This window comes from Streptomyces tamarix, assembly GCF_032423885.1.
GTDB lineage: Bacteria > Actinomycetota > Actinomycetes > Streptomycetales > Streptomycetaceae > Streptomyces > Streptomyces tamarix.
Genome location: NZ_JAWCTQ010000069.1, coordinates 1 through 23,611 on the forward strand (window position 1 = coordinate 1; position 23,611 = coordinate 23,611).

Annotated in this window: 24 protein-coding genes and 1 pseudogene; 13 read left to right on the forward strand and 12 right to left on the reverse strand. The window is 75.4% G+C overall.

Annotated features, from left to right (window positions below; all coding sequences use genetic code 11):
• Nucleotides 1–49: 49 nt before the first annotated feature.
• Nucleotides 50–841, forward strand: coding sequence for an ASCH domain-containing protein (locus RND61_RS32805; RefSeq protein ID WP_391654535.1), 792 nt, complete (start codon nt 50–52; stop codon nt 839–841).
• A 78-nt stretch (nt 842–919) separates the two neighbouring features.
• Here the strand turns inward: RND61_RS32805 and RND61_RS31205 are convergent, their stop codons facing one another.
• On the reverse strand, nt 920–2,575 hold the full coding sequence (locus RND61_RS31205; protein WP_315881528.1) for an FAD-binding dehydrogenase: 1,656 nt from the start codon (nt 2,573–2,575) through the stop codon (nt 920–922).
• Between the two features lie 112 nt (nt 2,576–2,687).
• Between RND61_RS31205 and RND61_RS31210 the strand changes: the two genes are divergently transcribed.
• The 3 genes from RND61_RS31210 to RND61_RS31220 are packed head-to-tail and all read left to right on the forward strand — an operon-like array spanning nt 2,688 to nt 3,922.
• Entirely contained in the window at nt 2,688–3,209 is a 522-nt protein-coding gene (locus tag RND61_RS31210; protein WP_315881529.1) for an NUDIX domain-containing protein, read from the forward strand.
• A gap of 9 nt (nt 3,210–3,218) precedes the next feature.
• Nucleotides 3,219–3,611, forward strand: coding sequence for a YidH family protein (locus RND61_RS31215; protein ID WP_315881530.1), 393 nt, complete (start codon nt 3,219–3,221; stop codon nt 3,609–3,611).
• Nucleotides 3,608–3,922, forward strand: a complete 315-nt coding sequence (locus tag RND61_RS31220; RefSeq protein ID WP_315881531.1) for a DUF202 domain-containing protein — start codon at nt 3,608–3,610, stop codon at nt 3,920–3,922. The genes RND61_RS31215 and RND61_RS31220 overlap by 4 nt, the downstream gene beginning before the upstream one ends.
• 247 nt (nt 3,923–4,169) lie before the next feature.
• Here RND61_RS31220 and RND61_RS31225 read toward each other — a convergent pair whose 3' ends face one another.
• A complete protein-coding gene (locus RND61_RS31225) occupies nt 4,170–5,102 on the reverse strand; it encodes an NADP-dependent oxidoreductase (protein ID WP_315881532.1) in 933 nt (310 codons plus the stop codon).
• A gap of 84 nt (nt 5,103–5,186) precedes the next feature.
• Here RND61_RS31225 and RND61_RS31230 point away from each other — a divergent pair, with 84 nt between their 5' ends.
• The 4 genes from RND61_RS31230 to RND61_RS31245 all read left to right on the forward strand — a co-directional run bounded on the left by RND61_RS31230 (nt 5,187) and on the right by RND61_RS31245 (nt 8,936).
• Nucleotides 5,187–5,483: a hypothetical protein gene (locus RND61_RS31230; RefSeq protein WP_315881533.1), complete on the forward strand. Its 297-nt coding sequence runs from the start codon at nt 5,187–5,189 to the stop codon at nt 5,481–5,483.
• 107 nt (nt 5,484–5,590) lie between these two features.
• Nucleotides 5,591–6,502, forward strand: a complete 912-nt coding sequence (locus tag RND61_RS31235; protein ID WP_315881534.1) for an MBL fold metallo-hydrolase — start codon at nt 5,591–5,593, stop codon at nt 6,500–6,502.
• Nucleotides 6,503–6,695: 193 nt separating this feature from the next.
• Nucleotides 6,696–7,718: a phosphotransferase family protein gene (locus RND61_RS31240; RefSeq protein ID WP_315881535.1), complete on the forward strand. Its 1,023-nt coding sequence runs from the start codon at nt 6,696–6,698 to the stop codon at nt 7,716–7,718.
• A 3-nt stretch (nt 7,719–7,721) separates the two neighbouring features.
• Entirely contained in the window at nt 7,722–8,936 is a 1,215-nt protein-coding gene (locus tag RND61_RS31245; protein WP_315881536.1) for an acyl-CoA dehydrogenase family protein, read from the forward strand.
• A gap of 38 nt (nt 8,937–8,974) precedes the next feature.
• Here RND61_RS31245 and RND61_RS31250 read toward each other — a convergent pair whose 3' ends face one another.
• Nucleotides 8,975–9,571, reverse strand: a complete 597-nt coding sequence (locus RND61_RS31250) for a TetR/AcrR family transcriptional regulator (protein WP_315881537.1) — start codon at nt 9,569–9,571, stop codon at nt 8,975–8,977.
• 74 nt (nt 9,572–9,645) lie between these two features.
• Complete coding sequence (locus RND61_RS31255; RefSeq protein ID WP_315881538.1) at nt 9,646–10,410, reverse strand: SDR family oxidoreductase; 765 nt, start codon at nt 10,408–10,410, stop codon at nt 9,646–9,648.
• 224 nt (nt 10,411–10,634) lie between these two features.
• Between RND61_RS31255 and RND61_RS31260 the strand changes: the two genes are divergently transcribed.
• Nucleotides 10,635–11,939, forward strand: coding sequence for an exo-beta-N-acetylmuramidase NamZ family protein (locus RND61_RS31260; protein WP_315881539.1), 1,305 nt, complete (start codon nt 10,635–10,637; stop codon nt 11,937–11,939).
• 199 nt (nt 11,940–12,138) lie between these two features.
• Nucleotides 12,139–12,762 carry a hypothetical protein gene (locus RND61_RS31265; protein ID WP_315881540.1) on the forward strand — a complete coding sequence of 208 codons (624 nt, stop codon included), beginning with the start codon at nt 12,139–12,141 and terminating at the stop codon, nt 12,760–12,762.
• Between the two features lie 846 nt (nt 12,763–13,608).
• On the opposite strand, the pseudogene soxR reads toward RND61_RS31265, so the two are convergent.
• Nucleotides 13,609–14,100: pseudogene (gene soxR, locus RND61_RS31270) on the reverse strand (redox-sensitive transcriptional activator SoxR); the annotation flags it as partial.
• Nucleotides 14,101–14,198: 98 nt separating this feature from the next.
• Between soxR and RND61_RS31275 the strand changes: the two are divergent.
• Nucleotides 14,199–14,660 carry a MaoC family dehydratase gene (locus tag RND61_RS31275; RefSeq protein ID WP_315881541.1) on the forward strand — a complete coding sequence of 154 codons (462 nt, stop codon included), beginning with the start codon at nt 14,199–14,201 and terminating at the stop codon, nt 14,658–14,660.
• A 24-nt stretch (nt 14,661–14,684) separates the two neighbouring features.
• On the opposite strand, the gene RND61_RS31280 is transcribed toward RND61_RS31275, so the two are convergent.
• The 3 genes from RND61_RS31280 to RND61_RS31290 all read right to left on the reverse strand — a co-directional run bounded on the left by RND61_RS31280 (nt 14,685) and on the right by RND61_RS31290 (nt 16,886).
• Complete coding sequence (locus RND61_RS31280) at nt 14,685–15,311, reverse strand: TetR/AcrR family transcriptional regulator (protein ID WP_315881542.1); 627 nt, start codon at nt 15,309–15,311, stop codon at nt 14,685–14,687.
• 71 nt (nt 15,312–15,382) lie between these two features.
• Nucleotides 15,383–15,670 (reverse strand): YiaA/YiaB family inner membrane protein, encoded by a 288-nt coding sequence (locus RND61_RS31285; protein ID WP_315881543.1) that lies wholly within the window; start codon nt 15,668–15,670, stop codon nt 15,383–15,385.
• Nucleotides 15,671–15,731: 61 nt separating this feature from the next.
• Nucleotides 15,732–16,886, reverse strand: coding sequence for an acyl-CoA dehydrogenase family protein (locus RND61_RS31290; RefSeq protein ID WP_315881544.1), 1,155 nt, complete (start codon nt 16,884–16,886; stop codon nt 15,732–15,734).
• A gap of 59 nt (nt 16,887–16,945) precedes the next feature.
• Here RND61_RS31290 and RND61_RS31295 point away from each other — a divergent pair, with 59 nt between their 5' ends.
• Together RND61_RS31295 and RND61_RS31300 are read left to right on the forward strand one after the other, a co-directional pair.
• Complete coding sequence (locus RND61_RS31295; RefSeq protein ID WP_315881545.1) at nt 16,946–17,617, forward strand: TetR/AcrR family transcriptional regulator; 672 nt, start codon at nt 16,946–16,948, stop codon at nt 17,615–17,617.
• An 18-nt stretch (nt 17,618–17,635) separates the two neighbouring features.
• Nucleotides 17,636–18,349 (forward strand): ArsR/SmtB family transcription factor, encoded by a 714-nt coding sequence (locus RND61_RS31300; protein WP_315881546.1) that lies wholly within the window; start codon nt 17,636–17,638, stop codon nt 18,347–18,349.
• A 385-nt stretch (nt 18,350–18,734) separates the two neighbouring features.
• Here RND61_RS31300 and RND61_RS31305 read toward each other — a convergent pair whose 3' ends face one another.
• From RND61_RS31305 to RND61_RS31320, 4 genes are all read right to left on the reverse strand, one after another.
• Nucleotides 18,735–20,057, reverse strand: coding sequence for an MFS transporter (locus RND61_RS31305; RefSeq protein ID WP_315881547.1), 1,323 nt, complete (start codon nt 20,055–20,057; stop codon nt 18,735–18,737).
• A gap of 219 nt (nt 20,058–20,276) precedes the next feature.
• The gene (locus tag RND61_RS31310) at nt 20,277–21,362 is read right to left on the reverse strand and encodes a Zn-dependent alcohol dehydrogenase (protein ID WP_315881551.1); all 1,086 of its coding nucleotides are present in this window, start codon (nt 21,360–21,362) and stop codon (nt 20,277–20,279) included.
• A 68-nt stretch (nt 21,363–21,430) separates the two neighbouring features.
• The gene (locus tag RND61_RS31315) at nt 21,431–22,822 is read right to left on the reverse strand and encodes an aldehyde dehydrogenase family protein (RefSeq protein ID WP_315881548.1); all 1,392 of its coding nucleotides are present in this window, start codon (nt 22,820–22,822) and stop codon (nt 21,431–21,433) included.
• A gap of 128 nt (nt 22,823–22,950) precedes the next feature.
• A complete protein-coding gene (locus RND61_RS31320; RefSeq protein WP_315881549.1) occupies nt 22,951–23,433 on the reverse strand; it encodes a DUF3574 domain-containing protein in 483 nt (160 codons plus the stop codon).
• Nucleotides 23,434–23,611 lie beyond the last annotated feature (178 nt).

Sequence of the window (23,611 nt, forward strand, 5' to 3'; positions counted from 1 at the left end):
CCCCTCCGGCCCCCCCCCCCCGCCCCGCCTCCGTGTGACGCTACGGCGCATGAGCGACCACGAGGACCTGCCCCCGTACGCACTCGCCTTCCCCGGCCCGCTGCGCGACCGGCTCGTCGCCGCCGTCCTGACCGGGGCGAAGACGGCGACGACCGGACTGCTCGCGGAGTACGAGGCGGAGGGGGAGCCCCTGCCCGTGCCCGGTGCGCGGGCTGCGCTGATCGACTCGGCGGGCCGGCCGGTCGCGGTGGTGGAGGTGACGGAGGCCCGGGTGCTGCCGCTCGGCGAGGTCGACCTCCGGCACGCCGTCGACGAGGGCGAGGGCCACCGGTCGGTGGCCCGGTGGCGGGCCGCGCACGAGCGGTTCTGGAACGGCGGCGCCGTGCGGGCCGCGCTCGGCGACCCGGACTTCACGGTGGACGACACGACCCGGGTGGTGGCGGAACGGTTCCGCGTGGTGGAGGTGCTCGACCCGGTCGCCGCAGCGGTCGCGGGCGAGCTGCGGCTGCTGGAGCCGGACGTACGGGCGTCCCGGGACGAGGCGGCGCGGCTGCTGGACCCGGAGTTCACCGAGGTCGGCGCGTCGGGACGGCGCTGGACGCGGGACGAGATGCTCGCCGGGCTGCCCGGGACGGCCGGGGACGCGGAGGGGCCCCACTACGAGGTCTCCCGCATGGCGGGGGTGCCGCTCGCGCCGGACCTGGTGCACCTGACGTACGAGACGGTCGCCGACGGCCGGCGGGCGCGCCGCTCCTCGCTCTGGCGGCGGGCGGCGGACGGCGCGGGCGCGCCGTGGCGGCTGTACTACCACCAGGGGACGCCGGTCCCGGACGGGGCGTAGGTCAGGGGCGGCGGGGCCGGGGCGGGACGGCGCTCTCCGCGCCCGGCCCGGCGCGCCCGACCCGTCGGCGGGACGGGGTCAGGCCACGGCCCGCGCCGCCGCCCGGCCCGCCGTGCGGCCGGAGAAGAGGCAGCCGCCGAGGAACGTGCCCTCCAGGGCGCGGTAGCCGTGGACGCCGCCCCCGCCGAAGCCGGCCGCCTCGCCCGCCGCGTAGACACCGGGCAGCGGCTCCCCCGCGGGGGTGAGGACCCGTGACGACAGGTCCGTCTCCAGGCCGCCCAGCGACTTGCGGGTGAGGATGCCGAGCCGTACGGCGATGAGCGGGCCGGCCTTCGGATCGAGGAGGCGGTGCGGGGCCGCCGTGCGGATCAACCGGTCGCCGAGGTACCTGCGGGCGCCGCGGATGGCGGTGACCTGGAGGTCCTTGGTGAAGGGGTTGGCGATCTCCCGGTCGCGGGCGACGATCTCCCGGCGCAGCGCGGCCTCGTCGACCAGCGCCTCCCCGGTGAGCGCGTTCATGCCCCGGACCAGGGCGGACAGGTCGCGCTCCACGACGAAGTCGACGCCCTTCTCCATGAACGCCCGGACCGGCGCGGGCACGTCGGCGCGGGCGCGTCCGATGACGTCGCGGACGGACCTGCCGGTGAGGTCGGGGTTCTGCTCGCTGCCGGAGAGGGCGAACTCCCTGCCGATGATCCTCTGGTCGAGGATGAACCACGTGTGCTCGTGGCCCGTCCTCATGATGTGCTCCAGCGTGCCGAGCGTGTCGAAGCCGGGGAAGAGGGGGACGGGCAGGCGGCGGCCGAGGGCGTCCAGCCAGAGGGACGACGGGCCGGGGAGTATGCGGATGCCGTGGCGGGCCCAGATCGGGCTCCAGTTCTCGATGCCCTCCGTGTAGTGCCACATGCGGTCGCGGTTGACGTGGTGGGCGCCGGCCGCCTCGGCGATGCCCAGCATCAGCCCGTCCACGTGCGCGGGGACGCCGGACAGCATCCGCTTCGGCGGGGTGCCCAGCCGCTCCGGCCACTGGGCGCGGACCAGGTCGTGGTTGCCGCCGATGCCGCCGGAGGCGATGACGACCGCCTGGGCGCGGTACTCGAAGGCGCCGGCGACCTCGCGGCTGCTGGCCGTGCCCCGCGGGGCGCCGGACGGCTCCAGGATCTCGCCGCTGACCGTGTCGACGGCGCCGCCGGTGCGGCCGAGACCGGTGACGCGGTGGCGGAACGCCGCCCGGACGAGGCCCCGGGCGATGCCCGCGCGGACGCGGCGCTCGAACGGGGCGACGAGACCGGGCCCCGTACCCCAGGTGATGTGGAAGCGCGGGACGGAGTTGCCGTGCCCGGTGGCGCCGTAGCCGCCCCGTTCGGCCCAGCCCACGACGGGGAAGAAGCGGACGCCCTGCCGGTGCAGCCAGGAGCGCTTCTCCCCGGCCGCGAAGTCCACGTACGCCTCGGCCCAGCGGCGCGGCCAGCGGTCCTCGGGCCGGTCGAAGCCGGCCGTGCCGAGCCAGTCCTGGAGGGCCAGGTCGTGGCTGTCGCGGACGCGCAGGCGGCGCTGCTCGGGCGAGTCGACGAGGAACAGCCCGCCGAAGGACCAGTGGGCCTGCCCGCCGATGGACCGCTCCGGCTCCTGGTCGAGGAGGATGACGCTGCGTCCCGCGTCGACGAGTTCGGCGGTGGCGGCCAGTCCGGCGAGACCCGCGCCGATCACGATCACGTCAGCGTCGTAGGCCATGGACGTCCGCCCTTCCTGGGATGATCGGATCGTCCGATCTTCCGTACGCTGCGGTAACCGCGTCAACCCCGCGTGGACCGCGAGAAAACCGAACGACCGATGAGGACGGAACGTGAACGCATCCCCCGCCGAGGAGCTCCTGGACGTCGTCGACGAGCGGGACGAGGTGGTCGGACGGCTCCCGCGCGGCGAGGTGTACGCCCGGGGGCTGCGCCACCGCTGCGCGTTCGTCCTCGTGCGGGACGCCGCCGACCGGATCTTCGTGCACCGCCGCACCGCGTCGAAGCTGCTCTTCCCCTCGCTGTACGACATGTTCGTCGGCGGTGTCGTCGGCGCGGGCGAGTCGTACGACGCGGCGGCGCTGCGGGAGGCCGAGGAGGAGCTGGGCGTGCGCGGCCTGCCCCGACCGGTGCCCGTCCTGTCCTTCCTGTACGACGACGGGCCGGGCGTGCGCGGCTCGTGGTGGTCGCGGGTGTACGAGGTGCGGTGCGAGCTGCCGGTGTCGCCCCAGGTGGAGGAGGTCGCCTGGCACGCGTTCCTGACGGAGGCGGAGCTGGAGCGGCGGCTGGGCGAGTGGGCGTGGGTGCCGGACGGCCTCGCGGCGTGGGAGCGGCTGCGCGCGGCGCGCGGTTAGGGCGCCGCGGTGGACGGCTTCGGGCGGAGTGCGCGGCTGTGGTTCTCGCCGCGGCGGGTGCGGGAGGAGGGCGAGACGCCGGACTACCGGTTCTCGCTCGCCAACGAGCGGACGTTCCTCGCGTGGCTGCGGACCGGGCTCGCCCTGGTGGGCGGCGGGTTCGCCGTGGACCAGTTCCTGCCGGACCTGCGGTGGGGGGTGCGGGTCGGGATGGCGCTGGTGCTGCTGGGCGCGGGGGCGCTGTGCGCGCTGCGGGCGGTCAACCACTGGGTGCGGTGCGAGCGGGCGATGCGGCGCGGGGAGGACCTGCCGGTGAGCCGGTTCCCGACGCTGCTGGGCCTGGCGGTGGGGCTGGTGGCGCTCGCGATGGTGTTGGCGGTGCTGTTCGGGTGGACGGGGTGAGGGAGGATCCGCGCGACCCCGGCCTGCAACCGGAGCGGACGCGGCTGGCGTGGCGGCGCACGACGCTGGCGTGCACCGTCGCGGCCGTGCTGGCCGCGCGGCAGGCCGTGCACGGCGGTGACGTGGCGGCGGCCGGGGTGCTGGGGGCGGGGCTGTCGCTGCTGGTGTGGGTGGCGTTCCTGGTGGTGGCGCAGCGGCGGATCGCCGCGCTGGGGCGGGGACGGCCGCGCACGCTGGGGGTGCCCGCCGCCGTGGCGGCGGCGGTCTGCACGGTCGCGCTGGCCGGGTTCGCGGTGGCGGTGGTGCTCTGACGCGGGCGGGCGGGACCGGGGCCTGGGAGCCGGGGCGGGGGGTCTGGGAGCCGGGGCGGGGGGTCTGGGAGCCGGGACCGGGGACCGGGCCTGGGGGCCGGGCCGGGAGCGACGTACGGCGGGCAGCGGGCAGCGGGCGGCGTGGGCGCGGGGTGTACGGCGGGCAGCGGACCGTGGGGGCTGGGCCGGGGGGTGACTCCTGGCGTACGGCGGGCTGCGCAGGCACACGGCGCACGGCGGTGCCCGGTCAGTCCTCGCCGACCGTCACGACGACCTTGCCGCCGAGGCCGCCCGCCATCGCCGCGCGCTGTGCCTCCGCCGCCTCCCCGAGCGGGTACGTCCGGGCCACCCGCACCGTCAGCACGCCCCCCTCGGCCAGGTCGGCGAGCGCCGTCAGGTCGTCGGCGTCCGGGCGCACCCAGAAGTACAGTCCGCCCAGGCCGACCACCTCGCCGTCCGCGATGGAGGCGAGGCGGCCCTCGGGGGCCAGCACCTCCGGGGAGGTCCTCAGCGGCTCGCCGCCGAGCGTGTCGAAGACCGCGTCCACGCCGTGCGGGGCGAGGTCGCGCACCCGGCCCGCGAACCCGTCGCCGTACACGACCGGTTCGCCGCCCAGCTCCCGCACGCGGTCGGCGCCGCTCTCCCGGACCCCGCCCAGCACACGGGCGCCGAGGTGGCGGGCGATCTGCACGGCGAGCGAGCCGACGCTGCCGGCCGCCGCGTGGACGAGCAGGGTCTCCCCGTTCCGCACCCGCAGCGCCCGGTGGAGCGCCTGGTACGCGGTGAGACCGGCGAGGGGCAGCGCGGCCGCCTCCTCGAACCCCAGGGTGCGCGGCTTGCGGGCGAGGGTGCGGACGGGCGCGGCGACGTACTCGGCGAAGGTGCCGTGGCACAGGGCGTCCTCCCGGACGTACCCCATCACCTCGTCGCCGACGCCGAACTCGGGGACGGAGACGCCGGGCTGGACGACCACGCCGGAGACGTCCCAGCCGGGGACGACCGGGAAGAAGGCGTCCAGGATCGTGTCGAGGTAGCCGGCCTGGCACTTCCAGTCGACCGGGTTGACGGCCGCCGCCCGCACCTTGACCAGGACCTTGTCGGGGCCCACCTTCGGGACGGGCCGGTCGCCGTACTCCAGGACCTCGGGTCCGCCGTAGCGGCGGTAGCTGATCGCCTTCATGGAACGACCCTCCTCCAAGCGGATCATTCAGGCAAACAGGGATAACCTGGGAGTGTCAACGACCCTCCGCACCGAGGTCCCGCCATGACGGTCCTGCATCAGGAACACCAGGCGCACTCCCACGCACACGGCCCTTCCTGCGGCCACCAGTCCGTGGTCCACGGCGACCACGTCGACTACGCCCACGACGGGCACCTGCACCGCGAGCACTCCGGGCACTGGGACGAGTGCGAGCCGGGCGAGCACATCGCCCACAGCGGCCACGCCCACGAGCACGGCGACACGTGCGGCCACCCGGCGGTCGCGCACGGGGACCACCTGGACTACGTGCACGACGGACACCGGCACGCCGCCCACGACGGGCACTGGGACGACCACTGACCGGAGCGCCGGCGCCGCGCGCCCGCGGGTGACCCCACCCTGTTCCCCGCCGTCCCGGACTGGCAGGCTCTGCCTGTCCAGTTCGGCCACGACTCGGGGGGACAGCGGTGCCCGCAACCGACCCGTACACCGTCCAGCTCGCACCTGACGTGCACGCCTACGTCCAGCCGGACGGCGGGTGGTGCCTGAACAACGCCGGGTGGGTCGGCGACGGCGCACGGAGCGTCCTGATCGACACCGCGGCGACCGAACGCCGGGCGCTGGCCCTGCGCGACGCGCTCCTCGCCCACGGCGCCGCCCCGCCGGACACGGTCGTCAACACCCACCACCACGGGGACCACACGTACGGCAACTCCGTGTTCCTGCCCGGGGCGGCCGTCGTCGGGCACGAGGCGTGCCGCCGCGAGGTGCTGGCGGCGGGGCGGCAGCTCCACCTGATCTGGCCGCGGACCGACTTCGGCGACATCCGCGTCACCCCGCCCTCGGTGACGTACGCCGACCGGATGACCCTGTACGCGGCGGACACGGAGGTGCGGCTGGTCCACCCGGGCGTGGCCCACACCGCGGGCGACACGATCGTGCACCTGCCGGAGCGGGGGGTCGTCTTCACCGGGGACCTGGTCTTCCACGGCGGGACGCCGTTCCTGGCGACCGGGTCGCTGCGCGGGTCGCTGCGCGCCGTCGAGCTGCTGCGGTCGCTGGGGGCGGAGACGGTCGTCCCCGGGCACGGGCCGATCGCGGACCCGTCCGTGTACGACGCGACGGAGGCGTACCTGCGGTTCGTGGCCGAACTGGCCGAGGACGGCCGCGCCAGGGGGCTGACGCCGCTGGAGGTGGCGCGCCGGGCGGACCTGGGGGAGTTCGGGGAGCTGCGCGAGGCGGAGCGGCTGGTGGCCAACGTCCACCGCGCGTACGCGGAGCTGGAGGGGCTGCCGGAGGGGTCGCCGCTGGACGTGGCGGCGGTGTTCGGGGACATGGCCGCGATGAACGGCGGCCGGCCGGTGGCCTGCCACGCCTGACGGCGCCCGGCCGCGGCCCCCACGGCCGGCAGGCGGGTCCGGCACCCCTCGGCCGACGCCCGGGCCCGCCCGCCCCGCAGCCGGTGGGCGGCCGGGCCCGGCGACCCGCCGCGCCCACGGGGGTGGACGACATACCGACTGGTCGGTCATGATGCCCGGGTAACCCGGACCCCGCTTCCGAAAGGTGCGCACCATGAGCTCTGCCCCGCCGCCAGGTCTCGACCCCGAGCGGTTGCGCGGGCTGCTGGACCGCGAGCTGCCCGGCCTGGTGAGCGGGCCGCTCGACGCCCGGCTGATCGAGGGCGGCCGCTCCAACCTGACGTACGCCGTCACGGACGGCACCCGCCGGTGGGTCGTCCGCCGCCCGCCGCTGGGCCACGTCCTGGCCACCGCGCACGACATGAAGCGCGAGCACCGCGTCCTGAGCGCCCTGCACCCGACCGCCGTGCCGGTGCCCCGGCCGGTCCTGCTGTGCGAGGACGAGTCGGTGCTCGGGGCGCCGTTCTACGTGATGGACTTCGTGCCGGGCACCCCGTACCGGACCGCCGGGCAGCTCGCCCCGCTGGGCGCCGAGCGCACCCGGGCCGCCGTGCTGGGCCTGGTCGACACGCTGGTCGAGCTGCACGCGGTGGACCCGCAGGGCGTGGGCCTCGGGGACTTCGGGCGCCCGGAGGGCTTCCTGGACCGGCAGCTGCGCCGCTGGGGCAAGCAGCTCGCCGCCTCGCGCGGCCGCGAGCTGGCCGGGATCGACGAGCTGCACACCGCCCTCGGGCGCGACCTGCCCGACTCCCCCGCCGCCACCGTCGTCCACGGCGACTTCCGCCTCGACAACGTCCTCATCGGCGACGACGACCGGATCACCGCCGTCCTCGACTGGGAGATGTCGACCCTCGGCGACCCGCTCACCGACCTCGGACTGCTCGTCATGTACAGCACGCCGCTGGACGTGCCGGGGGCCGTCATCAGCACCACCGCGACGGCCCCCGGGCACCCTGCCGCGCGCGAGCTGGTCGAGCGGTACGCCGCCCGGTCGGGGCGGGACGTGTCGCGCCTCGCCTGGTACACGGCGTTCGCCTGGTTCAAGCTCGCCGTGATCCTCGAGGGCATCCACTACCGGTACACGCTCGGCCAGACCGTGGGCGCGGGCTTCGACCGGATCGGGGAGCTGGTCCCCCTCTTCATCGAGCACGGCCTCATCACCCTTCAGGAGGGCTGACCCATGGACTTCGCGATGGACGCGCGCACCGAGGAGCTGCGGGAGCGGCTGCTGGACTTCATGGACGCGCACGTGTACCCGGCCGAGACGGTCGCCGAGGAGCAGCGGGCGAAGCTGGACTCCCCGTGGGACACCCCGCCCGTGGTGGAGGAGCTGAAGGCGGAGGCGCGGCGGCGGGGGCTGTGGAACCTGTTCCTGCCCGACGAGGAGTACGGCGCGGGGCTCACCAACCTCCAGTACGCGCCGCTCGCCGAGATCACCGGCCGGTCGCCGCAGTTGGCGCCGACCGCGCTGAACTGCGCGGCGCCCGACACGGGGAACATGGAGGTCCTCGCCCAGTTCGGCACCCCCGAGCAGCGCGAGCGGTGGCTGGAGCCGCTGCTGGCCGGGGAGATCCGGTCCGCGTTCGCGATGACGGAGCCGGAGGTCGCCTCGTCCGACGCGACGAACGTCGAGACGCGGATCGAGCGGGACGGCGACGAGTACGTCATCACGGGCCGCAAGTGGTACATCTCCGGGGCGATGAACCCGGACTGCCGGATCTTCATCGTGATGGGCAAGACCGACCCGGACGGCGCCGACGTCCGCCGCCAGCAGTCCATGGTGCTGGTCCCCCGCGACACCCCCGGCGTCGAGGTGCGGCGCGCGATGCGGGTGTACGGGTACGAGGACCACCACCACGGCGGACACGCCGAGATCGTCTTCGACCGCGCGCGCGTGCCGGTCGCGAACCTCGTCGGCGAGGAGGGCGGCGGGTTCGCCATCGCGCAGGCGCGGCTCGGTCCGGGCCGGATCCACCACTGCATGCGGCTGATCGGCATGGCGGAGCGGGCGATCGAGCTGATGTGCCGGCGGGCCGTGTCCCGTACGGCGTTCGGGAAGCCGCTGGCCGCGCAGGGGCAGGTGCGCGCGTGGATCGCGGACGCCCGGGTCGCCGTGGAGCAGTTGCGGCTGCTGGTGCTGAAGACGGCGTGGCTGATGGACACGGTCGGCAACCGGGGCGCCCACACGGAGATCCAGGCCATCAAGATCGCCACGCCGCGCACGGTCGTGGACATCATCGACCGGGCGGTGCAGCTGCACGGGGCGGGCGGCGTGAGCCAGGACTTCCCGCTGGCGGAGCTGTGGGCGGCGGCGCGGACGCTGCGGCTGGCGGACGGGCCGGACGAGGTGCACCAGCGGTCGCTCGCCCGGCGCGAGCTGAAGCGGTACGCCTGAGGGGTCCGGGGCCGGCCCGGGCGGCCGGCCCCGGTGCCCTACGGGCGCAGGGCCCGCAGCAGGAGGTCGGCGAGGTGGTCGGCGACCTCCCGCGGGCCGAGCGGCCCGTTCGGGCGGTACCAGGTCGACAGGTGGTGCACCGAGCCGAAGTGGTAGTCGACGACCAGGTCGGCCGGGGTGGCCGTGGAGAACACGCCGGAGCGCTGGCCCTCCTCGACGAGGGCGCGGAAGCGCTCGTGGTAGCGCCGCCGCTCGGCGCGGACCTGCTTGTTCTTCTCCGGGCTCAGGTGGTGCATGGAGCGGAAGAAGATCGACGCGTCGTCGAGGTTCTCGATGGTGGTGACGACGACGTCGGCGGCGGCGTCCCGCAGCCGCCGCTCGACCGGCGCGTCGGCGTCCGCGAAGGCGTCCAGCCGCTCCTGCTGGAGGCGCAGCACGCGCGCGTACACCTCGTGCAGCAGGTCCTCCTTGGACCCGAAGTAGTGGTAGAGGGCGCCCTTGGTGACCCCGGCCGCCTCGACGATCTCCTGGACGGAGGTCCGGTCGTAGCCCTGCTCGGCGAAGAGGCGGGTGGCGGCGGCCAGCAGCCTGCGGGGGACGGGTGTGGTGCCGCTCCCGTCCGTCGTCCTGGCCATGCGCCGCCACCTCTCCTCGTTGTCGTTCCGGTCACCTGGTCGTCGACCGATCTTCCCATTGGTCGGCGTCGGGATCACCGCCCGGTCGCCTCCCAGGTGCGCTGGATCCGGTTCATGCCGCCCAGCCAGCGCTCCGGCTCGGCGGCGCGGACCCGGTAGAAGTCCGCCACCTCGGGGTGCGGGAGGATCAGGAACCGGTCCTGTGCCATCCCCGCGAACAGCGCGTCCGCGACGTCCTCGGGTTCGATGGCGGTGGGGGCGAGGACCAGTTCTCCGGCCGATCCGGCGGCGGTGAGCATGTCGGTGCGCACGCCCTGCGGGCAGATGGCGTGGACCTTGATCCCGCGGTGCCGGTAGGTGAGGGACAGCCACTCCGCGAAGGCGTACGCGCCGTGCTTGGTCACGCTGTACGGGGCGGCGCCGACCATGGTGAGCAGGCCCGCCGCCGAGACGGTGGAGACGAACCGGCCGGCGCCCCGCTCCAGCCAGCCGGGCAGCAGGGCGCGGGCGGCGCGGACGTGCGCCATGACGTTGACGTCCCAGGCGGCGGCCCAGACCTCCTCGTCGGCGAAGGCGTCCCCGGGCGAGGCGAGGCCGGCGTTGGCGCAGTAGACGTCGACGGTGCCGCCGAGGGCGTCGCGGGCCTCCTCCACGACGGCGGAGGCGTCGCCGGGGACGGCGGTGGCGCCGATCTCGTCGGCGACGGCCTTCGCGCGGGCCGGGTCGAGGTCGTTGACGACGACGCGGGCGCCCTCGGCGGCGAACCTGCGCGCGAGGGCGGCGCCGATGCCGCCGCCCGCTCCCGTGACGACCACGTGCGCGCCCTGGACCGTGCTCATCGTGAACCCCTTTTCGTCGCGTTCATCGCATTCGCTGCGTTCGCCGTACTGGCCGTGTTCGTCGCGCTTTTCGTGTTTGTTGCGCTTCCACCGGACGGGCGGGGGCGTGGGGACCGGCCGCCGCGGTGCAGACTAACCGGTCGGTATGTCCACCGGGAAGGGGTGCCGCGCTAGCCTGCGAGCTCTCATGCCGGAGCGTGACGGAACGATCACGGAGGTGGCCCATGGGTGTGTCCAGACGGGGTCTGCTGGCGGCGGGCGGTGCGGTGGGGACGGTGGGCGCCACGGGGGCCGCCGGGGCGGCGGGCCTCCCGGCGACCCCGGGGGCCCCGGGCGGAGCGGCGGCCCCGGGCGGGGCGGCCGGGGATGCCCGGCGGGGACGGCGGGTGCGGACCGGCTTCGACCGGCTGGCCGCGGACGGGTACGCGGTGCTCGCCGGGCAGCGGGTCGGCGTGGTGACCAACCCGACGGGGGTCACCGCCGACGTGCGGCACGTCGTGGACGTGATGCACGCCGACGACCGGGTGCGGCTGGTGGCGGTGTTCGGTCCCGAGCACGGCTTCCGGGGAACCGCGCAGGCGGGCGGCTCGGAGGGCCGGTACGACGACCCGGCCACGGGACTGCCGGTGTACGACACGTACGGCCGGAGCGGGCAGGCCCTCGCGGACGTGTTCACCGCGTCCGGGGTGGACACGGTGGTGTTTGACATCCAGGACGCGGGGGCGCGCTTCTACACGTACATCTGGACCATGTACGACTGCATGGTCGCGGCCGAGTTGGCGGGGAAACGATTCGTCGTGCTGGACCGGCCGAACCCGGTCGGCGGGCGGGCCGCGCTGGGACCGGTGCTGGACCGGGCGTACGCCACGTTCGTGGGGCGCGAGCCGATCGCGCAGGTGCACGGGATGACCGTGGCCGAGCTGGCACGGCTGTTCAACGGGGAGTTCCTGGCCCGCCCGGTGCGCCTGGAGACGGTGCGGATGGCGGGCTGGCGGCGGCGGGACCTCTTCGACGCGTCGGGGCTGCCGTGGGTGCCGCCGAGCCCGAACATGCCGACGCCGGACACGGCGCTGGTGTACGGCGGGACCTGTCTGTTCGAGGGGACGAACCTGTCGGAGGGGCGCGGCACGACCCGACCGTTCGAACTGCTGGGCGCCGAGGGCGTGGACCGGCGGTGGGCCGAGGCGGCGAACGCGCTGGAGCTGCCCGGAGTGGCGTTCCGGGAGGCGTACTTCGCGCCGGTGTTCTCCAAGTTCCAGGGCAGGACGGTCGGTGGGGTGCAACTCCACGTCCACGACCGGGAGGCGTTCGACCCCGTGCGGACCGGCGTCGGGCTGCTGGTGACGGCGAAGCGGACGTGGAGCGGGTTCGCCTGGCGCGCCGACCGCTGGATCGACAAGCTGACGGGTTCGGCGACCGTACGGACCCTGATCGACGCGGGCGCCGGGCCGGACGAGGTGGCCGCCGCGTGGGAGCGGGACCTCGCGGCGTTCCGGGCGGTGCGCGGGGAGTACCTGCTGTACCGCTGAACCGGGGGCGCGGGCGCCCGGCCGGGGAGTGAGGGGCCGTCAGGTCCCCGCCGCCGCACCGGGCACCGCTGCGCGCCCTCCCGTACGCGTGGGGGGATGTCGTGGTGGTGGGGTCCATTCGATTTTCGATGGAGCCGGAAGGGGCACCCGTACGTCTCTTCAACGACGCCGAAGTACCAGCGACGGAGGTGGCGGAACGATGGCCGGTTTCCGAAGTCTCGCCAGACAGGTCCGTGATCCGGGATGCGACGTGGCGCTGCGGCGCTACTCGCTGCGCAAGTGCCTGGAGCGGTTCGCGCCGTACGGGCACCGGGCGACCTGGGACCACCTGTGCCGGCGGCACGGGTTCGGGCACGAGGACCGGGACCTCGATCCGGCGCGGCTGGTGGCCGCGCTCGACGAGGTGGAGGAGGCGCGGGCCGTGTGGCTCGCCTACGAGCGGCGGTTCGCCGAGCGGCGCCGCAGGGAGAAGTACCTGGGGCTGCGCACCCCGGGTCCGATCGACGACTGGCACCGGCGCACCTGGGGCGGCAACGGCGTGGCGCGGTGCGTCGACCCGGCGGTGCACCCGGACCTGCCGCTGGGCGACGCGCTGCGGCGGCTGATCGCCGCCCTGGAGGCGGGGCCGGGCGAGCACTGCCCGGTGTGCGGTGGGGACCGGTTCGCGTGGCGGTGGAACGGCCTGGACGAGGCGTGCGGGCCGGTGTGCCGGGACTGCGGGGTGCTCGTGCCCGCGCTCGTGCTGTCGGAGGAGGCACTGGCGGCGGCGCGCCGCCGGGCGGCGCGGGCGGACGCGGTGCGGGAGTTGGCCGCCGTGGGGTGAGCCGCCGGATCCGGCGCGGCGGCAGCGGCGGCGGGTCCGTCGGCCGTGAGGGGCCGTGCCACGTCCACGTGTCCGCGTGCCCCCGCCGCGCGCCACCGGCCGGACCGCCGGCCGTCCGCCCGCCGGCGTTCGCGGGCCGACGCCTTCGAACCGCCCGGGCGGTCACCGCCGAGGGCTCCTGCCGGGCGGGAGTGCCGCCGTGCGCGTTCCCGGGCGGGCGGCCCTCCCGGCGCCCCTCGCCGAGGGGACGGGGCCGACCGGTCGGCGGGCCGGTGCGCCGACCGGGCGCGGCGAAGCCGCACGAGGCGCTGTACGGCGAACTGCCGCGCGCCCGGAGCCTGTTCCACCGTCCCGTACGACACCGCGGCGGCGCGGGGCCGGGCACCGGCCGGGAGGCCGTACCGGACCGGGCTCGGCCGGACCGGGCCCGCTGCCCGCGTCCGCAGGGGGCGCGGTGGCCCACCCGGCCGCGGAGCGGCACGGCCCGGCGGCGGAGCGGGCCACCGCCGAGGCGGTGAGCCCCTCGCGCCCGACCCGCGAAGGCGGCACCGCCGACCGGGCGAGACGCCGGGGCCGGAGGAGCGCCCACCCGACCCACGAGGGCGGCGCGGCCAACGATCAAGACACCGGAGCCGGAGGACCGCCCACCCGACCCGCGAAGGCGGCACCGCTGACCAGGGCCTACGCCTCCGCCCGGCACCCCCCGGCCGGGCCCGCCTCCGCGGGCCCCTCCCCCTCCGCGCACCCCCGCCCGGGGCGCTCCTCGGGAACGCGTGCGTCCACCTCGGGAGCGCAGGTGTCCTCCTCGGGAACGCGTGCGTCCACCTCGGGAGCTCGGGTGTCCCCCTCGGGAGCTCGGGTGTCCTCCTCGCGCTCCGGGCGGGAGCGCTCGCCCAGGAGGCGGGAGCCGGTGATGCTCTCGCCGAACACGTCGTCCGGGTTGGACAGGACGCAGGTGTCGAGGGACAGGCACCCGCAGCCGATGCAGTCCGTGAGGTGGTCGCGGAGCCGGGCGAGCTGCTGGATGCGGACGTCCAGCTCCGCGCGCCAGGTGCGGGAGAGCCGCGCCCAGTCCTCGCGGGTGGGCGTGCGCTCCTCGGGCAGCTCTGCGAGGGCCTGCCGGACGGTGGCGAGGGGGATGCCGACGCGCTGGGCCGCGCGCACGAAGGCGACGCGGCGCAGCGCGTCCCTGCTGTAGCGGCGCTGGTTGCCGCTGGTGCGGCGGCTGGTGATCAGGCCCTTGGCCTCGTAGAAGTGCAGGGCGGAGACGGCCGCGCCGCTGCGGGCGGAGAGCTGGCCGACGGTGAGTTCGTGGATCTTCTCTGGAATCTGCGGCACCCCCCGAACCCTACTGGTCCGTTGACAAGGGCAACCGCCCCCAGCATGCTAAGCAAGCGCTTGGACACGACCGTGATCCGCAGGGACAGGGAGCAGGGATGGCAGAGCCGAGGATCTTCACCTCCGTCGACGAGCTGCGGGCCGCGGTGGGCGAGCAGTTGGGGTACAGCGACTGGCTGGAGGTGGACCAGAAGCGGATCGACCTCTTCGCCGACGCCACCGGGGACCACCAGTGGATCCACGTCGACCGGGAGCGGGCGGCGTCCGGCCCGTTCGGGACGACCATCGCGCACGGCTACCTCACCCTGTCCCTGCTGCCCGCCCTCGTCCCGCAGGTGATGCGGGTGGAGGGGGTCCGGATGGGCGTCAACTACGGGACGAACAAGGTGCGTTTCCCGGCGCCGGTGCCGGCCGGGTCGCGGGTGCGGGCGACCGCGGCCGTGAAGGCGGTCGAGGACGTGGCCGGCGGAGTGCAGGTGACCGCCGTGGTGACGGTGGAGCGCGAGGGCGGCGACAAGCCGGTGTGCGTCGCCGAGTCGGTGTCCCGCTTCTACCTCTGAGCCCCGGCGGGGCGCGGGAGGCCCTCAGCCGCGGGCGCGCACCATGCGCAGGACGAGGTCGGCGTAGAGCGCGCCGACCTCGTCGGGCGTGCGGCTGCCCTGGGCGTTGAACCAGCGCGCCACGTCGATGCAGAGCGAGAGCACGGCGAGGGTGGTGCCCGGCACGTCCGGCACGTCGAACTCGCCCGCCGCGACGCCCTCGCCGATGATGCGGCGCACCGCGGCGTCGGTCCTGCGGCGCAGGGCGACGATCTCCGCGCGGTGCTCGGGGCCGAGCGCGTCCAGCTCGTACTGGACGACGCGCGCGGTCGTGTGGCGCTCGGCGTGCCAGCGGACGAAGGACCGCACGGCGTCGGCGAGCCGCTCGGCGGCGGTCCCGGGGCCGTCCGCCGCCTTCTCCAGGATCCGCAGGGCCTTGTCGTGGCCGATGCGGCTGATCCGGTGGAGGAGCTCCTCCTTGGTCTTGTAGTGGATGTAGAGCGCGGCCGGGCTCATCCCGGCGCGGCTCGCGATGTCGCGGGTGGTCGTGGCGTGGTAGCCGCGCTCGGCGAAGGCGTCGACGGCGGCCACGAGCAGCCGCCGGGCCGCGTCCGGGGTGACCTCGCCCCACGGCACGTCCTCGCCGTCGGCCGTCTCCTCCGCCGTACCCATCGCTCGCCCCTTCCGCTCGCACAAGGACGAACACCATACCGCGAGGGTGAGCAAGCGCTTAGGGGCCGGGGTCAGAGCTTCTGGAACGGGTCGTGCTCGGCGAGGAGCTTCTCCAGCCGCGCCTGGTCGACGCGGCTGACGATCTGCCCGGCCTCCTGGCGGTCGCGGACGACCTTGGCGAGGGTGAAGGCGGAGGTCGTGAGGTAGAGGACGGCGACCCCGAGGAAGGCCCGCACCCAGGCGTCCACCTCCAGATTGACGACGCCGAGCGCGACGGCCGCGAGGGCGACGACGAAGGAGGCGACCGCCTGGGCGTGGTAGGCCGCGGTGTTCTGCTGCTTGACCGGTGTCTCGCTCATGCGGTCGAGGATGCGGCGCCGTGGTGTGCGGCACATCCGCCCGGCTACTCAGCGGCGGTACTCAGAACGCCGAGATCCCGGTGAGGGCGCGGCCGATGATGAGCTTCTGGATCTGGCTGGTGCCCTCGTACAGGGTCATCACGCGCGCGTCGCGCAGCAGCTTGCCCACCGGGTACTCGTCGATGTAGCCGTAGCCGCCGAAGACCTGCAGGGCGTTGTTGGCGCACCGGACGGCGGCCTCCGAGGCGAACAGCTTCGCCTGGGACGCGGCGGTGGCGAAGTCCTGCCCCCGGTCGATGAGGTCGGCGACGCGCCAGGTGAGCAGCCGGGCGGCCTCCACGTCGACGGCGATGTCACTGATCAGCTCCTGCACCAGTTGGTACGAGGCGATGGGCTTGCCGAACTGCTCGCGCTCCCCCGCGTAGCCGACGGCCGCGTCGAGCGCCGCCTGGGCGATGCCCACGCAGCCGGCGGCGACGGACATGCGGCCCTTGGCGAGGGCCGACATGGCGACGGAGAAGCCCTTGCCCTCGGGGCCGAGCAGCGCGTCGGCCGGGACGCGCACGTCCTGGAGGACCAGTTCGGCGGTGGGCTGGCCCCGCAGGCCGAGCTTGCCGTGGACGGTGCGGCGGGTGAGCCCCGGCGTGTCGGCCGGGACGAGGAAGGCGGAGACGGCGCGGTGGCCCGGGGCGTCGGAGGTGCGGGCGAAGAGGAGGACGACGTCGGCCCAGGTGCCGTTGGTGATGAACATCTTGGAGCCGTTGACCACCCAGTCGCCGCCGGGCCCGCGGACGGCGCGGGTGGTGAGGTTCGCGGCGTCGGAGCCGGTGCCGGGCTCGGTGAGGCCGAAGCAGCCGAGCGCCTCGCCCGAGGTGAGGCCGGGCAGCCAGGCGCGCTTCTGGCTCTCGCTGCCCCAGGCCGCGACGGTCTTGGCGACCAGGCCGAGGGAGACCGAGACGATGCCGCGCACGGACGAGTCGCCGCGCCCGAGCTCCTCGGTGACCAGGCAGTACGCGAGGTGGTCGCCGCCCGAGCCGCCGTACTCCTCGGGGATGGTCAGGCCGAGGAAGCCGAGTGCGCCGAGCCTCTTCACGATGCCCCGGTCGACGCCCTCCTCCCGGTCCCAGGCGGCGGCGTGCGGGGTGACCTCGCGCCGGACGAACTCCTCGGCGAGCCGGCGGACGGCCTCCTGCTCCTCGCTCAGCTCCAGGTTCACGCGGACTCCCTTTAAATTACCAGCGCTAGTTTTTTGTGGGCAGCCCTACTATGTGCCGCATGGCCAGACCGCGCAAGCCCCTCCTCAGCCGAGCCCGCATCGTCGCCGCGGCGGCCGTCCTGGTCGACGCGGAGGGGCTGGAAGCGGTCTCGACCCGCCGCCTCGCCGCCGAGCTCGGCGTCAGCGGGCCGTCCCTGTACAACCACTTCCGCACCAAGGACGAGATCCTGGAGGCGGTCGCGGACGCGGTCAGCGCGCAGGTCGACCTGTCGATGTTCGACGAGTCCGACACCCGCGACTGGCGCACGGCGCTGCACGACTGGGCGGTCTCCTACCGGGCCGCCCTCACCGACCACCCCAACATCGTCCCGGTGCTCGCCCGCGGGCCGGGCCGCCGTCCGGCCGGGCTGCGGGTCGCGGACGCCGTGTTCGGCGCGATGGTCCGGGCCGGCTGGCCGCCCGCGCAGGCCACGTACATCGGCGCGCTCATGCGGTACTTCATCACCGGCTCGGCGCTCGGCTCCTTCGCGCGCGGGTTCGTCGACGACGAGACCGCCTACGACCCGGCCGACTACCCGCACCTCGGCCAGGCGCACCTGTTGGCCGAGCGGCGGGAGAAGGTCGACGAGGGCGCCTTCGAGACGGGCCTGCGGGCGCTGCTCGACGGGCTCGCCCTGCAGTACGCGGCGGTGGTGCCGGGCGCGCACGCCGCGGCCGGCACCGAACGGTAGCCGCGCCGCCCCGGACGCATGACGACCCGCTCCCCCGCCGCACGGGACCTCGCCGCGCTCGCCGCCCTGCTGGCCGACGAGACGCGCGCCGCGTTCTGCCTCGCCCTGCTGGACGGGCGCGCCTGGACGGCCGGCGAACTCGCCCGCCACGCGCGCGTGGCGCCGTCCACGGCCAGTGAGCACCTGGGCCGGCTGGTCGCGGGCGGGCTGCTCGCCGAGGAGCGGCAGGGGCGCCACCGGTACGTGCGGCTCGCCGGCGCGCGGGCGGCGCACCTGGTGGAGGACCTCGTCGCGTACGCCGTGCCGGGCGGCGGGACCCCGCCGCCGCGCTCGCTGCGGGAGGCGGGCGCGCGGGGCGCCATGGCGCGGGGGCGCACCTGCTACGACCACCTGGCCGGGCGGCTCGGGACGGCCGTCACGGACGCGATGACGGCCCGCGGGCTGCTCCGCCAGGACACCGGGTTCGCGCTGAGCGACCGCGGCCTGCGCTGGTTCGGGGACCTGGGCCTCGAACTGGCCGTGAGGGGGCGGCGGCCACTGGCGCGCGGCTGCCTCGACTGGACCGAGCGCAGACCGCACCTGGCCGGGGTGGCGGGCGCCGCGCTGTGCCGGCACGCGCTGGACGCCGGGTGGTGCGTGCGCGTCGGGACGGAGCGCGCGGTGAAGGTGACGGCCGACGGGGAGCGGGCGCTGGCCGGCCTGCTCGGGATCGGAGCCGAGGAACTGCGCTGACACCCGGCGGGGCGCCCCGGCGGGCGGCGACGTCGTGGCGGGCGGCGAACCGTTCCGGCCGTACGACCGCTCCCGTGGACCCCTCCTCCCGCGCGCTGGACCCGCCCCCTGGCGAACGGGCGGTTCGCGGTGCGGGACGGGCCCCTCCCGCGCGCTGGGTCGCCCTCGCGACCGCCGCCGTCAGCGGCGTCCTCGTGGGCGGCGTCCCGTGGCGGTGTCCCGTGGGCGGTGTTCGCGTCCGTCCGCGGCGCCGGTACGGCGTGCTCCCCCGGCGCGCCGGCGCCCGGGGCGTCCGCTCGCCCCGGGCGTCCGCTCCCGGATCCGGACGCGCCGGCCCGCCCGGGGCGGGGCCGCGACGCGGGCCGGTGCCGGGCGGGCGGCGCGGTCAGTTCTCGCCGGACGCGGCCGCCCGGCCGGCGAGGACCTTGATGGAGACGAGCGCGATCACGGCGAGGACCATGATGTAGCCGGCCACGGACATCGACGTGCCGGTCGCCTCCAGCAGCAGCACCATGAAGAAGGGCGCGAGGCCGCCGCCGACGACGGCGGAGATCTGGTAACCGAGCGAGGCGCCGGTGTACCGCATCTCCGCCGTGAACAGCTCCGCGAACAGCGCCGCCTGCGGCCCGTACATGATGCTGAGGAAGCAACTGGCGACGAAGGTGCCGACGGCCAGCCACAGCAGTGACGCGGTGTCGATGAGCAGGAACATCGGCACCGCCCACACCAGCAGGCCGAGCGCGCCGAGCGCGTAGACGCGCAGGCGTCCCACGCGGTCGGAGAGGGAGGCCGCCCACGGGATCAGCACGAGCTGCGTGAGGCTGACACAGAGGGAGACCATCAGCACGGCGCTGCGCTCCATGTCCAGTTCGCGGGTCGCGTAGTCGAGGACGCCGGTGATGACGATGTAGAACGTCGCGGTGTTGACGGCGAAGGAGCCGCCGGCCAGGAGGACCGTGCCGAGGTGGTGGCGGAGGATCTCGCCCAGCGGGGAGCGGCGCTCACCCTTCTCCCTCTCCGCGAGGGCCCGTTCGGCGGCCTTGAAGTCGGGGGTCTCCTCCACCCGCGCGTGGATGTACCAGGCGAGACCGAGGACGAGGAAGCCGACGAGGAACGGCACCCGCCAGCCCCAGGAGGCGAACGTCGCGTCGCTGGAGACGGCGCCGGCGACGAGGAAGACGGTGTTGGCCGACACCACGCCGATGGGGACGCCGAGTTGGACGAGGCTGCCGTACAGGCCGCGTCTGCCCTCGGGGGCGTACTCGGTGGCCATGAGCATCGCGCCGCCCCACTGGGCGCCGACCGCGACGCCCTGGAGGACGCGGAAGAGGACCAGCAGCACGGGGGCGGCGATGCCGATCGTCTCGTACGTGGGGAGCAGGCCGATGCCGAGGGTGGCGAAGCCCATCAGGGTGAGCGCGAGGACCAGCATCGGCTTTCGGCCGCGCTTGTCGCCGAGCTGGCCGGCGATGACGCCGCCGATGGGGCGGGCGAGGAAGCCCACGGCGAAGGTGGCGAAGGCGGCGAGGACCCCGGCCGACGGGTTGTCCGCCGGGAAGAAGAGGTCGCCGAGCACGAGGGCGGCGGCGATGCCGAAGACGAAGTAGTCGTACCACTCCACGGCCGAGGCGAGGGCCGCGGCGATGGCCACCCTGCGCCGGCGGCGGTCGGCGGGGGCGGTCGCGGTGGGAGAGGGGGCCGTGTCCATGGGTGCACACTCCGAACGGGTGCGTGAGGGGGACGGGAAGAAACGGGGGGCGGCGCCTTGATTGCGGGGACCGTACCGACCGGCTGGTATGGCGTCAACGGCCTGAACCGCAACAGTTCCGCCGCCCCGCGCCCCGGTCGCCGGGGCCCCGCGGGGGCGTGCGGGCAGCGCGGAGGCCCCGGCCGCGGGGCGTGCGGCCGGGGTGTCCCACCTGCGGTACTAGAAGACGACCAGGGCCCGCCCACCCTTGCCGGCGAGCATGTTGTCGAACGCCTCCGGAATGCCGTCCAGGCCGATCCGGTCGGTCACGAGGACGGACAGGTCCAGGCGTCCCGCGCGGACGTGCTCGGCGAGCACGGGCAGGTCGCGGACGGGGTCGGAGTCGCCGTAGACGCAGCCGGTGAGGGTGCGGCCCCAGTGGAAGATCTCCAGGGCGTGGAACGACACCTGCTGGTCCTTGCCGCCGATGCCGACGACCGTGGTGCGGCCGCCGCGCCGGGTGGAGTCCCAGGCGGTGCGGATGGTGACGGCCCGGCCGACACACTCCACGGCCACGTCGGCGCCCCGCCCGCCGGTCAGCTTGCGGACCTCGCGCGCGGTCGTGTCGGAGGCGACGAGGAAGTCGGTGGCCCCGGCCGCCTTCGCCAGGGCCTCCTTCTCCGGTGACACGTCGACGGCGACGATCGGCCCGGCACCGGCGATCCGGGCGGCCTGGAGCGCGGACAGGCCGACCCCGCCGACGCCGAACACGGCGACCGACTCGCCCCTGCGCACGCGCGCGGAGTGGTGGACGGCGCCGTAGCCGGTGAGCACGGCACAGCCGAGGAGGGCGGCGTCGAGCAGGGGCACGCCGTCCGGGACCGGCAGGACGCAGGAGACGGGGACGACCGTCTCCTCCGCGAACGCGGCGACGTTCAGCCCCGGGTGGAGTTCCCTGCCGTCCTCGGAGACGGCGTGCACGCGGTTCATGCCGGACAGCGCGTCGACGCACAGCCACACCTCGCCGATCCCGCAGTGGTGGCAGGTGCCGCAGGCGGGCGCCCAGTTGAGGACGACGCCGTCGCCGGGGGCGAGATGGGTGACGCCCTCCCCCACGGAGACGACGGTGCCGGCGCCCTCGTGGCCGAGGACGGCGGGGACGGGCACGCGCATGGTGCCGTCGGACAGGGACAGGTCGGAGTGGCAGACCCCGGCGGCGGCGAGGCGGACCCGGACCTCGCCGGGCCCGGGCTCGGGCAGTTCGATGCCGGTGATCTCCAGCGGAGACCCGACGGAGGGCAGGACGGCGGCGCGGACGACCACGATCGGTTTCTCCCGACTGGTGAGGCTCGGAGCGTTCGAGGGCCCGGGGTTGCCCGGGCGGTCAGAAGCGGTCAGAACTGGAGGGACTTGGTGTGCAGGTACTCGGTGAGGCCGTGGACGCCCAGCTCCCGGCCGATGCCGGACTGCTTGTAGCCGCCGAACGGGGCCAGCGGGTTGAAGCGGCCGCCGTTGACGTCGACCTGTCCGGCCTCCATCCGGCGGGCGAAGGCGGCGGCCGCGGCGGGCTCGCCCCACACGGCGCCCGCGAGACCGTACACCGTGTCGTTGGCGATGCGCAGGGCGTCCTCCTCGTCCTCGTACCGCAGGAACGCCACGACCGGGCCGAAGATCTCCTCCTGGGCGATCGTCATGCCCGGCGTCACGTCGGCGAAGACGGTCGGTGCGACGTAGTAGCCGCGCGCCAGCGGCGGCTGGGCGCCGCCCGCGACGACCCGGGCGCCCTCGGCGACGCCCTTCTCGATGTAGGAGACCACGCGGTCGCGCTGGGCGGCGCTGACGAGCGGGCCGATCCGGTCGCCGGCCGGGTACTTCGCGACGGCCTCGGCGGCGAGGGCGACGGCCTCCTCGTACTGGTCCGAGCGGACCAGGACGCGGGTGAAGGCGTTGCACCGCTGGCCGGAGTTGAACATGACGCTCGCGACGCTGCCGGCGACCGCCGCGGCGAGGTCGGCGCCGGGCAGGATGACGCTGGCCGACTTGCCGCCCAGTTCCAGGGCGACCCGCTTGACCGCGCCGCCGGCCGCCGCGCCGATGCGCCGGCCGACGGCGGTGGAACCGGTGAAGGAGATCATGTCGACGCCGTCGTGGTCGACGAGGGCCTGGCCCGCGACGTGCCCGAGGCCGGTGACCACGTTGACCACGCCGGCGGGGAAGCCCGCTTCGTGGACGCACCGGGCGAAGAGCCGCGCGGTGAGCGGGGTCTCCTCGGCGGGCTTGACCACGACGGTGCAGCCCGCCGCGAGCGCGGGGGCGACCTTGGCGACGACCTGGTGGAGGGGGTAGTTCCACGGCGTGATCGCGCCGACCACGCCGACCGGCTCCAGCAGCACGGTGGAGTTGCCGACCTCCTCTTCGAACGGGTACGTCGCGAGGATGTCGACGTACGAGCCGGTCACGGTGATCGGCAGTCCGGCGTGCACCGCGTGGGCGATCTTGGGCGGGGCGCCCAGTTCGGCGGTGACGGTCGCGGCGATCTCGTCCTGGTGGGCGGCGAGGGCGTCGCGCAGGGCGGCCAGGCGGGCGGCGCGCTCGGCGGGCGGGGTGGTGGACCAGCCGGGGAACGCGGCGCGGGCGGCGCGCACGGCGGCGTCGACGTCCTCCGCCCCGCCGGCCGGCACCGTGGCGAAGGGCTCCTCGGTCGCCGGGTTCACCACGGCGATGGTGCCGGTGCCGACGGCGGACCGCCACGCGCCGTCGATGTACATCCCGTCGTGGACCTTCATCGCTGTCTCCTTCGGCCTGGCTCGCTTGCGGCTGTCGTGCGTGCGTCGCCCACCAAACTAGCGGCGGTAGTTTTCCACCGCCAGGGGTCGGCGCCCCCGGACGGCACGATCCTGCCACCGGGGCCCGCTCAGAAGTCGACCCGGACCCGGTCGTCGACCCGTCCCACGGACTCCTGCCCGAAGGCGCGCGCGTACGCCGCACGGATCCGCTCGACCTCCCGGCCGCTCGCCACCGCGTCGGCGACCGGGTACAGCAGGATCAGCTCGTACGAGCGCTCCCGCACGATCCGCCCCGAGGCGTCCCGCCACTGGCCGCGCCCCTGCTGGACGGTCAGCCCGGCGGGGAAGCGGGGGGTGACCTCGCGGTCGAGGAACGCCGTGAACTGCTCGTCCGTCACGTCCGGTCCGCCGTCCGGTCGTTGGGTGCCGAAGAGGAGGCGGGTCTCGACGTGGGGCCGCGACCCGGGCGCGGCGACGGCGGCGGGGGCGTGGGCCGGGTCGCCGTCGAGCGCGGCGTACGCGGTGGGGGCGCCGGCCGCCAGGAGGCAGGCGGCGGCGAACGCCGCGGTGCGGGCGCGGACGCGGGGACGGGGAAGCGCGGGGAGGGGCATGCGGGGTCTCCTCTGCGGGGTCGGGTGCTCCCCTCACACTGTGGCGGAGACGCCCGCCGGGAGACGGGATTCCGGGCGGAGACGCCCCACCGGGAGGCTGATTCCCGGACGGAGGGCCGCGGCGGGAGGCGGGATTCCCGGGGCGGAGACGCCGCGGCGGGGGGGCCCCGCCGGGGGG

What these genes read in the sequence shown, in the direction of transcription:
- RND61_RS31260 (WP_315881539.1), top strand. Translation starts at nt 10,635, where the DNA reads ATGGGTGTGTCCAGACGGGGTCTGCTGGCGGCGGGCGGTGCGGTGGGG.
- RND61_RS31255 (WP_315881538.1), bottom strand. Translation starts at nt 10,410, where the DNA reads ATGAGCACGGTCCAGGGCGCGCACGTGGTCGTCACGGGAGCGGGCGGC.
- RND61_RS31275 (WP_315881541.1), top strand. Translation starts at nt 14,199, where the DNA reads ATGGCAGAGCCGAGGATCTTCACCTCCGTCGACGAGCTGCGGGCCGCG.
- RND61_RS31320 (WP_315881549.1), bottom strand. Translation starts at nt 23,433, where the DNA reads ATGCCCCTCCCCGCGCTTCCCCGTCCCCGCGTCCGCGCCCGCACCGCG.
- RND61_RS31280 (WP_315881542.1), bottom strand. Translation starts at nt 15,311, where the DNA reads ATGGGTACGGCGGAGGAGACGGCCGACGGCGAGGACGTGCCGTGGGGC.
- RND61_RS31230 (WP_315881533.1), top strand. Translation starts at nt 5,187, where the DNA reads ATGACGGTCCTGCATCAGGAACACCAGGCGCACTCCCACGCACACGGC.
- RND61_RS31295 (WP_315881545.1), top strand. Translation starts at nt 16,946, where the DNA reads ATGGCCAGACCGCGCAAGCCCCTCCTCAGCCGAGCCCGCATCGTCGCC.
- RND61_RS31300 (WP_315881546.1), top strand. Translation starts at nt 17,636, where the DNA reads ATGACGACCCGCTCCCCCGCCGCACGGGACCTCGCCGCGCTCGCCGCC.
- RND61_RS31245 (WP_315881536.1), top strand. Translation starts at nt 7,722, where the DNA reads ATGGACTTCGCGATGGACGCGCGCACCGAGGAGCTGCGGGAGCGGCTG.
- RND61_RS31250 (WP_315881537.1), bottom strand. Translation starts at nt 9,571, where the DNA reads ATGGCCAGGACGACGGACGGGAGCGGCACCACACCCGTCCCCCGCAGG.
- RND61_RS31315 (WP_315881548.1), bottom strand. Translation starts at nt 22,822, where the DNA reads ATGAAGGTCCACGACGGGATGTACATCGACGGCGCGTGGCGGTCCGCC.
- RND61_RS31205 (WP_315881528.1), bottom strand. Translation starts at nt 2,575, where the DNA reads ATGGCCTACGACGCTGACGTGATCGTGATCGGCGCGGGTCTCGCCGGA.
- RND61_RS31305 (WP_315881547.1), bottom strand. Translation starts at nt 20,057, where the DNA reads ATGGACACGGCCCCCTCTCCCACCGCGACCGCCCCCGCCGACCGCCGC.
- RND61_RS32805 (WP_391654535.1), top strand. Translation starts at nt 50, where the DNA reads ATGAGCGACCACGAGGACCTGCCCCCGTACGCACTCGCCTTCCCCGGC.
- RND61_RS31240 (WP_315881535.1), top strand. Translation starts at nt 6,696, where the DNA reads ATGAGCTCTGCCCCGCCGCCAGGTCTCGACCCCGAGCGGTTGCGCGGG.
- RND61_RS31225 (WP_315881532.1), bottom strand. Translation starts at nt 5,102, where the DNA reads ATGAAGGCGATCAGCTACCGCCGCTACGGCGGACCCGAGGTCCTGGAG.
- RND61_RS31285 (WP_315881543.1), bottom strand. Translation starts at nt 15,670, where the DNA reads ATGAGCGAGACACCGGTCAAGCAGCAGAACACCGCGGCCTACCACGCC.
- RND61_RS31265 (WP_315881540.1), top strand. Translation starts at nt 12,139, where the DNA reads ATGGCCGGTTTCCGAAGTCTCGCCAGACAGGTCCGTGATCCGGGATGC.